The organism is Ottowia sp., from assembly GCF_047975795.1.
In the GTDB taxonomy this organism is placed as follows: domain Bacteria; phylum Pseudomonadota; class Gammaproteobacteria; order Burkholderiales; family Burkholderiaceae_C; genus Ottowia.
In genome coordinates this window covers 12,943-25,705 of the sequence record NZ_JBKEEE010000059.1, presented here as the reverse complement: position 1 = coordinate 25,705, position 12,763 = coordinate 12,943, and the positions used below count along the sequence as shown (strand labels likewise).

General features: G+C 62.7%; 10 protein-coding genes. 1 reads left to right on the top strand and 9 read right to left on the bottom strand.

Going from position 1 to position 12,763, the window contains the following annotated elements; translation table 11 throughout:
- Window positions 1-24: 24 nt before the first annotated feature.
- Window positions 25-1,272, top strand: a complete 1,248-nt coding sequence (locus ACK5NW_RS09235) for a CaiB/BaiF CoA transferase family protein (RefSeq protein WP_416927288.1) — start codon at window positions 25-27, stop codon at window positions 1,270-1,272.
- Window positions 1,273-1,288: 16 nt separating this feature from the next.
- Here ACK5NW_RS09235 and ACK5NW_RS09230 read toward each other — a convergent pair whose 3' ends face one another.
- From ACK5NW_RS09230 to ACK5NW_RS09190, 9 genes are all read right to left on the bottom strand, one after another.
- Complete coding sequence (locus ACK5NW_RS09230; protein WP_416927286.1) at window positions 1,289-3,163, bottom strand: potassium transporter Kup; 1,875 nt, start codon at window positions 3,161-3,163, stop codon at window positions 1,289-1,291.
- 212 nt (window positions 3,164-3,375) lie between these two features.
- Window positions 3,376-4,668, bottom strand: a complete 1,293-nt coding sequence (gene gshA, locus ACK5NW_RS09225; protein WP_416927284.1) for a glutamate--cysteine ligase — start codon at window positions 4,666-4,668, stop codon at window positions 3,376-3,378.
- Window positions 4,669-4,725: 57 nt separating this feature from the next.
- Window positions 4,726-5,655, bottom strand: a complete 930-nt coding sequence (locus ACK5NW_RS09220) for an ion transporter (protein WP_416927282.1) — start codon at window positions 5,653-5,655, stop codon at window positions 4,726-4,728.
- A 27-nt stretch (window positions 5,656-5,682) separates the two neighbouring features.
- Window positions 5,683-7,008, bottom strand: a complete 1,326-nt coding sequence (locus tag ACK5NW_RS09215) for a glutamate-5-semialdehyde dehydrogenase (protein WP_416927280.1) — start codon at window positions 7,006-7,008, stop codon at window positions 5,683-5,685.
- A gap of 74 nt (window positions 7,009-7,082) precedes the next feature.
- Window positions 7,083-8,177 (bottom strand): DNA polymerase III subunit delta, encoded by a 1,095-nt coding sequence (gene holA, locus ACK5NW_RS09210; RefSeq protein ID WP_416927278.1) that lies wholly within the window; start codon window positions 8,175-8,177, stop codon window positions 7,083-7,085.
- A 36-nt stretch (window positions 8,178-8,213) separates the two neighbouring features.
- Complete coding sequence (gene lptE, locus ACK5NW_RS09205) at window positions 8,214-8,717, bottom strand: LPS assembly lipoprotein LptE (RefSeq protein WP_416927276.1); 504 nt, start codon at window positions 8,715-8,717, stop codon at window positions 8,214-8,216.
- Window positions 8,718-8,722: 5 nt separating this feature from the next.
- Window positions 8,723-11,416, bottom strand: a complete 2,694-nt coding sequence (leuS, locus tag ACK5NW_RS09200; RefSeq protein ID WP_416927274.1) for a leucine--tRNA ligase — start codon at window positions 11,414-11,416, stop codon at window positions 8,723-8,725.
- Between the two features lie 123 nt (window positions 11,417-11,539).
- Window positions 11,540-11,995, bottom strand: coding sequence for an ExbD/TolR family protein (locus tag ACK5NW_RS09195; protein WP_416927272.1), 456 nt, complete (start codon window positions 11,993-11,995; stop codon window positions 11,540-11,542).
- 135 nt (window positions 11,996-12,130) lie between these two features.
- Window positions 12,131-12,763: a MotA/TolQ/ExbB proton channel family protein gene (locus tag ACK5NW_RS09190; protein WP_416927270.1), complete on the bottom strand. Its 633-nt coding sequence runs from the start codon at window positions 12,761-12,763 to the stop codon at window positions 12,131-12,133.

The following is a 12,763-nucleotide window of genomic DNA, read 5'->3' as shown; positions in this document are numbered from 1 at the left end:
ATTCGTCTTCAGGAGACCTGCTCCATGACCACCATCGATCGTTTGCCACACACGCCTGCTGCCGGCACCATCCCGCCCGCAACCCCCGCCGCACTGGCAGGCGTGCGTGTGATCGAGATGGGCCAATTGATCGCCGGGCCGTTTTGCGGCAAGACGCTGGGCGAGTTTGGTGCCGATGTGGTCAAAATCGAGCCGCCGGGTGCGGGCGATCCGCTGCGCAACTGGCGACTGCTGAAAAACGGCACCTCGGTGTGGTGGCAGGTGCAGTCGCGCAACAAGCGCTCGGTGGCCATCGATCTGCGGCAGGCCGAAGGGCAAGCGCTGGCGCGGCAGTTGATTGCCGAGGCGGACGTGCTGATCGAGAACTTTCGCCCCGGTACGCTGGAAGGCTGGGGCATGTCGCCTGCCGAGCTGCACGCGCTGAACCCACGTTTGATCATCGCGCGCATTTCGGGCTACGGCCAGACCGGACCGTACCGCGATCTGCCTGGCTTTGGCGTGATTGGCGAGGCCATGGGAGGCTTGCGCCACTTGACGGCCGAGCCGGGCCGCGTGCCGGTGCGCGTAGGCGTGAGCATTGGCGACACGCTGGCCGCACTGCACGCCACCATCGGTATTCTGGTGGCGCTGCGCCACCGCGAGGTCAATGGCGGCCAGGGCCAGGTGATTGACGTGGCCTTGCACGAAGCGGTGTTCAACGTGATGGAAAGTCTGCTGCCTGAATACAGCGCTTTTGGCACAGTGCGCGAAGCCGCAGGCAGCGCGCTGCCCGGCATTGCGCCGTCCAACGCCTACCCGTGCCAAGACGGCTGGGTGCTGGTGGCGGGCAATGGCGACAGCATTTTCAAACGCCTGATGGCGGTGATTGGCCGGGGCGATTTGGGGCAAGCCCCCGATCTGGCTGACAACGCCGGTCGTGTGGCCCGCATTACCGAAATTGACACCGCCATTGGCCGCTGGACGCAGCCACAAACCGTGCAGGCAGTGATGGACGCCTTGAGCGCCGCGCGCGTGCCCGCAGGCAAGGTCTATACCGCCAAAGACATCGCCGCCGACCCGCATTACCGCGCGCGCGAGATGATCCTGACGCAGCACACCCGCGATGGCTATGCGCTGGAGGTGCCGGGCATCGTGCCCAAGCTGTCGGTCACGCCGGGCACCGCGCGCGCCAGCGCTCCACACGTGGGCGACGACACCGATACCGTGCTGCGCGGCATGGGCTTGAGCAATGAGCAGATCGCCAGCTTGCGCGCCAAAGCCATCGTGCAGTGATGGGCGCAGTGCCCGATTAAATCTCCACCTTTGATCCCAGCTCGACCACCGCATTGCTCGGCAGGTTCAAAAACTCAGCCGCTGCGGTAGCGCTGTGGTGCATTTGCGCAAACAGCTTTTCGCGCCACAGCATCATGCCCGAGCCGATGGTGGGCGTGACGATGTCGCGCGAGAGAAAGTAGCTGGTGGTCATCGGGTCCAGATCGATCCCGCGCCCGCTTAAACGCGACAGCGCCTTGGGCAGGTTGGGGTCGTTCTTGAAGCCGTAATTGACGATGACCTGCCAGCAGTCGTGCCCCAGCGACTCGAACTTCACGCGCTCTTCCGCCCCGATCCACGGCACTTCGTGGTTGACCACGGTCACGAACAGGTTGTGTTCGTGCAGCACCTTGTTGTGCTTGAGGTTGTGCAGCATGGCGTTGGGCACGATGCCGGGCTGGGCGGTCAAAAACACCGCGGTGCCTGTCACGCGTGCAGGAGGTGCCACAAACACCGAATCAAGGAAGTCACTCAGGTTCAAGGCTGAATCGCGCAAGGCGTTGCGCAGCAGCTCGCGGCCATCTTTCCAGGTCTTCATCAGCATGAAAATCACCCCGCCAATCAGCAGCGGAAACCAGCCACCTTTGAGCAGTTTGAGCAGGTTCGAGGCAAAAAACGTGATGTCGATGACAAAGAAAAACCCGGTGGCGACCGCGCACAGCCACAGCGGATAACCCCAGCCGTAGCGAATGACGAAGAAGGTGAGCACGGTGGTGATGGTCATGTCCAGCGTGACGGCAATGCCGTAGGCCGCAGCCAGATTGCTGGACGAGCGGAACATCACCACCGCCAGCACAATCATCACGAACAGCCCCCAGTTGACGAACGGCATGTAGATCTGCCCCGTGTCTTTGGTGCTGGTGTGCCGCACTTGCAGGCGCGGCAGATAGCCCAGTTGAATGACTTGCTTGGTGACGCTGAAAGCCCCGGTAATCAACGCTTGCGAGGCAATCACCGTGGCCATGGTGGCCAGGCCCACCAACGGCAGCGTGGCCCAGGCCGGGGCCATGTGGAAAAACGGGTTGCTGACCGCATCAGGCTCGGCCAGCAGCAAAGCGCCTTGTCCAAAATAATTGAGCGTCAGACATGGCATGACCACCGCAAACCAGGCGATGCGAATGGGCTTTTTGCCAAAGTGGCCCAGGTCGGCATACAGCGCCTCAGCCCCGGTAACCGACAGCACCACCGCCCCCAAAATGACAAAAGTAACGTGCGGGTTGTACCAGATAAAGCGCAGGGCATGGTGTGGGCTGAGCGCGCCCAGAATCTCAGGGTGGTCAATGATGTGCACCACCCCCAGTCCGGCAATGCTGATGAACCACACCAGCGTGATGGGGCCAAAAAACTTGCCAATGCCGCCGGTGCCGCGCTTTTGCACCCAGAACAGCACCAGCAAAATTACCAGCGTGAGCGGGATCACATAACGTTTGAACGCGGGTGACACCACTTCCAGCCCTTCCACCGCCGACAGCACCGAGATGGCCGGTGTAATGACGCCATCGCCATAGAACAAACAAGTGCCAAAGATCCCGATCAGCAGCATGCCGTTGCGCAGCGCGGGGGCTTTGTCCTTGACCGAGCGCGAGGCCAGCGCCAGCATGGCAACCAAGCCACCTTCGCCGTTGTTGTCCGCGCGCAGCACCAGCGTCACGTATTTCAGGGAAACAATGAGGGTCAGCGTCCAGAAGATGATGGACAGCACACCGTACACGTTGTCATGCGTGAATGGGACATGGCCCATGCCAAAGGTTTCCTTGACGGCGTACAGCACGCTGGTGCCGATGTCGCCGTAAACAACGCCAATCGCGCCCAGGGTGAGCGCGCCCAGAGAAGATTTGCTGGCTGCAGACACAAATGTTGCGACACCCTTGGTCGGTGGCACGTCCGGCTTCGGGTTGTCGCTGAAGTCAATCAGGCGGCTATTGTGCGCCCGCAACGACGGCTTGGAACAGGCGATCAACGCAAAAAAGCGCAACCGGCCATCGCGTGTGGTGGCGTGGATACATCAAGCGCCATACAGCGCTGCGCCGCTTGGCGCAGACTGGGGCAATAAGCAACCCAAGCTCAATCCATCGCCTGCAGCTCAGGATCGGTCACTTCCAGCTCGTAGCTGGCAGCCACCAGGGCCAGTCTGCCAATCACGCCATACATATAAAAACGGTTCGGAGCACTGGCACCAGCAGCAGCGCTGGTCTGCGGCAGTTGCGGGGCACCGGCAAATGCCAACGGTACAAACTTGGTGCCAGGCGCGTTCAGGTTCTCGTCCACCCCGCGTTCGGCATGCACGCGGTAAAAGCCACCCACCACATAGCGGTCGATCAGATAAACCACCGGCTCGGCGGCAGCATCGTGAATGCGCTCGTGCGTCAGCACCCCTTCCTGAATGATGACTTCGCCGCGCGGAATGTCTGCACCAGCAGTTGGCTCGCGCCTTGATTGATCGGTCAACCGGTCAAGGTCTTTGACGTCGCGCACTGTCATCATGCCCATGCCGCGCCCACCCTGGTCGGCCTTGACAACCACGAACGGTTTTTCCTTGATACCGTATTCCTTGTATTTGCGGCGGATCTTGGTCAAAAGCGCATCGACGTTGGTGCGCAGGCACTCGCCGCCCCGGGGCTCATGAATATCGATTTCACCGCAGGTCAAGTACAGCGGGTTGATGAGCCAGGGGTCGACACCAATCAGCTTGCCAAAACGCTTGCTCACTTCTTCATAGCATTTGAAGTGACGGCTCTTGCGGCGTACCGTCCAACCCGCCTGCAAAGGCGGCAGCAGATATTGCTCGTACAGCTCTTCCAGAATGCCCGGCGGGCCAGCGGCCAGATCGTTGTTGAGCATGATGGTGCAGGGGTCGAAGTGCTTCACACCCACGCGGTGGCGCACGCGCTGCGCAGGTTCGAGCACCAGTTGGCTGCCATCGGGCAACGCCAGCGTGGTGCTGCGCTTGACGGCCGGGTCGATGGAGCCAAAGCGCACGTTCAGCCCCGCCATGCGGAAGATTTGTTCCAGCCGTTGCAGGCTGGCCAGATAAAAACTCGAGGGTTGGCCGTTTTCCGGCACGATCAACAGATTGCGCGCTTCAGGACAAATCTTTTCGATCGCGGCCTGCGCAGCCTGCACAGCCAAAGGCAGCGTGGCGGCAGCCAGGTTGTGCCAGCCGCCGGGATGCAGGTTGGTATCGACCGGTGCCAGCTTGAAGCCCGCGTTGCGGATATCGACCGAGCCATACAGCGGCGGTGTGTGCTCCATCCATTCCAGACGAAACCAGCGCTCGATGACAGGTGTGGCGTCAAGCAGGCGCTGCTCCAGCTCGTTGAGGGGGCCAGACAATGCGGTGACGAGGTGAGGAACCATGGCTTTTAAAAGGTGCGCTGGTGAGCGGCACGCCTGCTGCGGCAAACGCAGGCCATTCTAGGGCTTAGGCGGCTGAGTTTCGACGGCGGCATGCGTCGCGGCAAGTGGCGCGCCGCAGTGCAGGCAAAACCTGGCCTCTGGTACATGGCCTGCGGCGTGACAGGCAGCGCAGGTGCGCGTGGTCATCACAGGCGGGTGGCCACTGCGGGCCATTTCGGTGGTGACGATACCCGTGGGCACTGCCAGCGTGCCCCAGCCCATCAGCATCATGACCGAGGCCAGAAAGCGACCAAAGTCAGTGTGTGGCGTAATGTCGCCAAAACCTACGGTGGTCATGGTGGTGATGGCCCAGTACACGCCGATGGGGATGCTGGTAAAGCCGTTTTCAGGCCCTTCCACCACGTACATCAGCGTGCCGATGACCAGCACCGCCAGCACCACCACCGACAGAAAAATCATGATTTTGTGGCGGCTGGCCCTGAGCGCCTGGCCCAGCATCTGGTATTCGGTGACGTAAGCCGTGAGTTTGAAGATGCGAAACACCCGCAGCAGGCGCAGCACGCGCACGTCCACCAGCAGGTGGATACCCGGCACCAGCCACGCCAGATAAGTGGGCAGCACGGCCAGCAAATCGATCACGCCCCAAAAGCTGCTGGCGTAGCGCAGCGGACGGCGCACGCATATCAGGCGCGCCAGATATTCCAGCGTGAAAAACGCGGTAAAGCCCCACTCCAGCGCATCGAACACCCCACCCCAGCGCTGGTTGAGGGACTGCACGCTGTCGGCCACCACCACCGCCACGCTGAGCACGATCAACGCAAACAGCCACTGGTCAAACCGCGCCCCGGCGGGCGTATCGGCTTCAAAGATGATGGTGTAAATCTTGAGTCGCCAGCCTGAGTGCGGCCGCCCCAGACGGGCGGCCTGCTCGCGCGCCCAGGTAGGTGGCGTGGGCGATGTGGATAGCGGCGGTGGCGCGGCGCTCACGGTCACATGCTTTGGACGTGAGGGCGTTCAGCCGCCGCGCACTTCGCCCTCGCCCAGAACCACCCATTTGAGCGAGGTCAGCCCCTCGATACCTACCGGGCCACGGGCGTGGAACTTGTCGGTGCTGATGCCGATTTCGGCACCCAGACCAAACTCGAAGCCATCGGCAAAGCGGGTGCTGGCGTTGACCATCACGCTGGCCGAATCCACTTCACGCAAAAACCGCTGGGCATGCCGGTGGTCGGTGGTCAGGATGGCGTCGGTGTGGTGGCTGCCGTAGCGGTTGATGTGGACAATGGCTTCGTCCAGCCCGGCCACCACCTTGATGGCGATGATGGGGGCCAGGTATTCCTCAAACCAGTCCTGCTCAGTGGCCAGCGCCAATTTTGCTTCACTATTTATAGCGCTTGATGTTTTCCCATCAAGCGCTGAATGTGATTTCTGTTTGAGAAGTTCAAGCGCTTCGGCATCGCCGCGCATCTCCACCCCCTTGGCAGCAAACACCGCACCGATGCGGGGCAGAAAGTCGCGCGCCACGCCGCGCGCCACCAGCAGGCTTTCGGTCGCGTTGCAGGGGCTGTACTTCTGCGTCTTGGCGTTGTCGGCCACCTTCACGGCCAGGTCCATGTCGCACGGGTCGTCGACATAGGTGTGGCAATTGCCGTCCAGGTGCTTGATGACGGGCACCTTGGCCTCGGCGCTGATGCGCTCGATCAGTCCTTTGCCGCCGCGCGGGATGATGACATCCACAAACTCGGGCATGGCAATCAACTGGCCGACGGCGGCGCGATCGGTGGTGGGCACCAGTTGCACGGCCTCGGGCGGCAAACCGGCTGCAACCAGCGCCTGCTGCACCAGCGCGGCCAGCGCTTTGTTGGAGTCAATCGCCTCGCTGCCGCCGCGCAAAATGCAGGCGTTGCCGCTTTTGATGCTCAGGCTGGCCGCTTCGATGGTGACGTTGGGGCGGCTTTCGTAAATCATGCCGAACACGCCAATGGGCACGCGCATCTGGCCCACGCGGATGCCGCTGGGTTGCTGTTTCAGGCCCACGATGTCGCCAATCACGTCAGGCATGGCAGCCAATTGCTCGCAGCCCTGGGCCACGGTTTCGATCACGGCGGGCGTCAGCTTGAGGCGATCGACCATCGGCTCGGCCAGACCGGCGGCGCGCGCACGCGCCAGATCGCGCTGGTTGTCGGCTTGCAGTGGCTCAATTTGTGCGCGCAGCAGACGCGCCAGCGCGCGCAGCGCCTGGTTGCGCTGGGCTGTGCCCGCGCGCGCCATGGCGCGCGATGCCTGGCGCGCTTGCAGGCCCAGCGCCTGCATCAGCTCAGTGACATTAATGGCATTCATACCCGCGATTTTCGCACGCAGACTGCGCGCGCGCTGGTCGGTTTGAAGGGGCGGCAAAACCGCCAACCTGAACTTCAGCGCGCTTGCCCCGATGGGCCGCCGCAGGCCCCGCACAGGCTTTGCGCCAGCCGGTGCAAGGCCAGCCACGGCTGCTGCGGCCAGCCGGGGTGCTTCAGTCCTTTGACGATGCCGTCGACCTGGTGGGCGGCGTGCAGCAGGTTGTTCAAATGGTTGTCGCTCAGGCGCGGCAACACGCGCTCGAACAAGCGCTCGCGCAGGCCCCAGATACGCTGCTCTCGCAAGGCCATGGGCAGCGGCTTGCCTGCGGCCACCGCGTCTTTGACGCGCTTGAGGGCGCGAATATCTTCGGCCAGGGCGTAGTGCACCAGCACCTCGGCCTCGCCCTCGGCTTGCAGGCCATCGAGCATGCGCTGCACGCGTGCGCGCTGGCCGCCCAGCACGGCCTCAGACAGTTTGAACACGTCGTAGCGGGCCACGTTCAGCACCGATGCCTCGACCTGCTCGCGGCTGAGTTCGCCTTCGGGGTACAGCAGGCCCAGCTTGGTGATTTCCTGGTGGGCGGCCAGCAGGTTGCCTTCGACCCGGTCGGCAAAAAAGGCCAGGGTGCGCTGGCCTTCTTCGCCCGCCTGCACGCGCTGGCTCTGCGCCAGCAGGCGCTGGGCAATCCATTGGGGCAACGCGGTGCGCTCCACCGGGTCGATCTGCACGGTGGCCCCAGCGCCTTGCAGCGCGCCGAACCAAGCGCTGGATTTGGCGGCCTTGTCCAGCCGCGGCAGCAGCACCAGGGTCAGCGTGCTGTTGTCAGCGGCGACACTATTTGCCGCACTACTCGTCGCACTGCTGGCCAGTTGCTGCAACGCCGCCGCGCCATCCTTGCCGGGCTTGCCTGAAGGGATACGCACTTCCACCAGTTGCTTGTCAGCAAACAGGCTCAGCGATGCGCCTGCGGCCAGCACGGCACCCCAATCGAAGTGGGCACCTTGTACGGTGTGAACGGTGCGTTCGGTGTGGCCCTGCGCGCGCGCGGCAGCGCGAATGGCGTCGGCCGCTTCGCCCGCCAGCAGCGCCTCATCGCCATGCACGGTGTACAGCGCGCGCAACGGCCCCTTGGACACATGGGCGCTGAGCTGGGCGGCGGCAATCTGCATGGGGCGGTGTGCGCGAATATCCGGTCTGGACGGTGATCAAAGCTGGATGGTCGACAGCCTGCGGATCACCTGCTGGGCAATGTCACCCTGCATGTTTTTGTACAGCATCAGCGCCTCGGTTTCTTTGGACAACGCGGCTGTTTCGCTGTAGCTTTGGTCCATCTGGCGCAGGATTTCGGTGCTGGGCAGCACCTCGTTGCCGTCCGCCGCTTGCAGCCGGAACGCAAAGCGGATGCGCAACTGGTATTCGCGCACTTCGCCCGAGGCGTTGCGCCCGACCACGGTGCGCTCGCGCTGCTCGCCCGCGCTGTGCAACACGATCTGGGCGCGAGCGGTGTCTGGCACTACCTCGATGCCCTCAATGCCTTCGAGCTGGCGGCGCAGCTCCAGCGCCAAAGAGGTGGCGGGCATGGCCAGCGCAATGCGCTGAAAGTTCAGGTGCGGCGCTTGCCGCAACTGAAAGCCGCAGCCTGCCAGCAGTGCAGCGGCACCCAGACCATAAATCAGGTGGCGTCGCTGTGCATGTAGGTGGGCGTGCATGGCTTTTAGCCTACCACCACGTTCACCAGCCGACCAGGCACCACGATCACGCGTTTGATGGCCGCGCCTTCGGCGTGTTTGGCCAGGGCTTCACTGGCCAGCGCGGTCTGCTCGATCGCTTCTTTGCTGGCATCGGCGGGCACGCGCAGCGCGCCACGCAGCTTGCCGTTGATTTGCAGCATCAGCTCGATCTCGTCTTGCTTGAGCGCCTCAGGATCGACCTGGGGCCAGGGCGCATCCAGCAAATCGCCCTGCACGGCAGCAAAGCCCAGCGCCTGCCACAGCGCGTGCGTGATGTGCGGCGTGACGGGGTAAAGGCTGCGCAGCAGCAGCGATGCGCCTTCGCACAGCACGGCCTGGTCGCCTGCATCGCCTGTCCATTTGAAATCCTCCAGTGCGTTGAGCATCTTCATGCAGCCCGACACCACGGTGTTGTACTGCAAGCGCTCGTAGTCGTAGCTGACTTGCTTAAGGACGAGGTGCAGTTCTCGGCGCAACGCCGCAGCCTCTGGGCGAATGGCTTGCGCGCTGAGGTCAGCGCCCGTGGCGGCCAGCAACTCGGCTTCATGCTTGCAGGCAAAGTTGTATACCCGGCGCAAGAAGCGGTAGCTGCCCTCGACGGCGGCGTCGTTCCATTCCAGCGTGGCCTCGGGCGGGGCGGTGAACATGGTGTACAGGCGCGCGGTGTCGGCACCGTACTTTTCGATCAGCGCCTGCGGATCGACCCCGTTGTTCTTGGACTTGGACATGGTGCCCACGCCATCGTAGTCGATCAGCGTGCCTGCGGGCAACGTGCCCACCGTCTTGTTCAACTTGGCGCCGACCTGCTTGCCGTCAGCGTCAATCACTGGATCGACATCGTGTGGCCAGAAGTATTCGATACCACCCTTGTCGTTGCGGCGCGAATAGATGTGGTTGAGCACCATGCCTTGAGTGAGCAGGCGTGTAAACGGTTCGTCGATGTTGACCAGCCCAAGATCACGCATCACTTTGGTCCAAAAGCGCGCGTACAGCAGGTGCAAGATGGCGTGCTCGATGCCGCCGATGTACTGGTCCATCGGCATCCAATACTTCGTTCCACCGGCGACCATGCGTTCGGCATCGGTCGGGTCGCAATAGCGCATGAAGTACCAGGACGAATCGATGAAGGTGTCCATGGTGTCGGTTTCACGCCGGGCGGGTTTTCCGCAGCAGGGACAATCGACTTTCAAGAACGCTTCGCATTTGTTCAGCGGATTGCCGCTGCCATCGGGCACCAGATCTTGCGGCAGCACCACGGGCAAATCTTCTTCAGGCACGGGCACGGTGCCGCAGGCGTCGCAATGGATCATGGGCACCGGCGTGCCCCAGTAGCGTTGGCGGCTGATGCCCCAATCGCGCAGCCGCCAGGTGGTTTTCTTCTCGCCCAGCCCCTTGGTTTGCAAGGCGTGCGCCACCGCGTCCACAGCTTGACTGAAGCCCATGCCGCTGAAGATGTCGGAATTGATGGTGACGCCGTTTTGCTTGTCAGCGTACCAGTCGTGCCATTGTTCGTAGTCGTAGTGGTGCTTGGCGACGTGGATGACTTGTTTGATGGGCAAGCTGTACTTCAGCGCAAAGGCAAAGTCGCGCTCGTCGTGCGCGGGCACGCCCATGACCGCGCCGTCGCCGTAGCTCATCAGCACGTAGTTGCCCACCCACAGCGGCACCTCGGCACCGGTCAGCGGGTGCGTCACCGTCAATCCAGTGGACATGCCCTCTTTGTCTTTGAGTGCCAGCTCGGCCTCGGTGGTGCCGCCTTGTTTGCATTGGTCGATAAAAGCAGCCAATTTGGCGTTACCACGTGCAGCGTGCTCGGCCAGCGGGTGCTCAGGAGCTACGGCGCAGAAGGTCACGCCCATGATGGTGTCGGCGCGGGTGGTGAAGACGTACATGCGGCCGCCGTCGATCGGCGTGCCGTCTTCGCCCTGGATATCGTGCGTGAAGGCAAAGCGCACGCCCTCGCTTTTGCCGATCCAGTTTTCCTGCATCAGGCGCACGCGCTCGGGCCAGCCCTCCAGCGTGGCCTTGGGGTTGCCGACTTGCACGTGCTCCAGCAGTTCCTCGGCGTAATCGGTGATCTTGAGGTAGTAGCCCGGAATTTCTTTTTTCTCGACCAGCGCGCCGGTGCGCCAGCCCCGGCCGTCAATCACCTGCTCGTTGGCCAGCACCGTCATGTCCACAGGATCCCAGTTGACGACCTGGGTTTTGCGGTAGGCAATGCCTTTTTCCAGCATTTTCAAAAATAGCCACTGGTTCCACTTGTAGTAGCTGGCATCGCAGGTAGCGATCTCGCGGCTCCAGTCGATGGACAGGCCCATGGCCTGCATCTGGCCTTTCATGTGGGCAATGTTGTCGTAAGTCCACTGCGCGGGCGGCACGCCGTTTTTCAGCGCCGCGTTTTCAGCGGGCAGGCCAAAGGCGTCCCAGCCCATGGGCATGAGCACGTTGTAGCCCTTCATGCGCAACTGGCGCGCCAGCATATCGTTGATGGTGTAGTTGCGCACGTGGCCCATGTGCAGCTTGCCGCTGGGGTAAGGCAGCATGGAGCAGGCGTAGTACTTGGGCTTGGGCTGGCCTGGTGCGCCCAGCGCGTTCTCGCTCACGCGGTAGGCATCCGTGGTCTGCCAATGGGCCTGGGCGGCCTGTTCAACGTCCAGGTGGTTGTATTTGTCTTGCATGGGGCAAATTGTAGGGGCCAGCACACTGGGCTAGCGACAGCGTTCAAGCGCTCGGAAACTATATTTTTAATAGCTTCTCGTGCTTAATACGCCTGAGCAAAAGGTTAATTTAACCTGTGAAAATCAGCGCGAAGCAGCATCTTCAGGCGCTGCCGCTGCGGCGGGCTGCGCGGCATCGGCCACAAAGCCAATGCGGTTCAACCCGGCTTTTTGCGCCTCGCCCATCACCTCGACCACGCGGCCATAGGGCACGCCCTGGTCGGCACGCAGCTGCACCTCGGTATCGGGGCTGGCGGTGGCCGCGTCTTGCAGTGCGCGCGCCAGATCGGGCTGGTTGACCGGGCGGTCATTGAAGTAAGTGCGGCCTTCTTTGTCCACCACCACAGTGACGAACTTGGGCGGATCGCCCGGTTTGGCCGCATCGGTATTGGGCAAATCCAGCCGAATGGAGCTGGCCAGCAGCGGCGCGGTGATGATGAAAATAACCACCAGCACCAGCATCACGTCCACCAGCGGTGTGACGTTGATGTCGCTCATGGGTTCTGAACCCTTGGTGCGTTCCAGTCTGCCGAATGCCATAACGTTATCTGCCCCCACGCCAAGTGGTTGCGGAGCAAGTCATGCCAGCAAACGCCATGGCCAAGCTTGTACCGGCCATCGGCGTTGTCCCCCCTGCACAGCAAAGGGGGAAAGGGGCGCAGCGACTCAGGGGGATCATTTCAACAGTTCCCGCACATCGCGCGCAAAGCCTTCCAGCTCGGCCTCGATACCGCCGATAGTGCGGCCAAACCAGTTGTAGGCCAGCACGGCGGGAATGGCGACGGCCAGACCGGCGGCGGTCATGATCAAGGCCTCGCCCACCGGGCCTGCCACCTTGTCGATGCTGATCTGGTTGGTGCCTGCGATACCGGTGAGCGCGTGGTAAATGCCCCAGACCGTGCCCAGCAAGCCCACGAACGGCGCGGTAGAACCAACCGTGGCCAGCAGCACCTGACCGAAAGACAGCCGCCCCATGATGGCGTGCAGGGCATCGCGCAGCACGCGGGTGAGCTGCTGGGCGCGATCGCCTGCGGCGGCCAGCGTACCATCGGCGGGCGCTTGCGTGGCGTGCAGCAGGGGCATGACCAGGCGGCTGCGGTCAAGCTCGCTCACGCGCGTGGCACCGTCGGCAATCGACGGGGCTTGCCAGAAGGCGACGGTGCTGCGCGCCACGTCGCCCCCGGCGCGGCGCAGCATCCAGGCTTTCCACAAAATCACCACCCAACTGGCGATGGACATGAGCAGCAGCACAATGGCAACGGCCTTGCCGACTGTATCGCTTTGCGAAAAAACTTGTTGCAGGTTCAT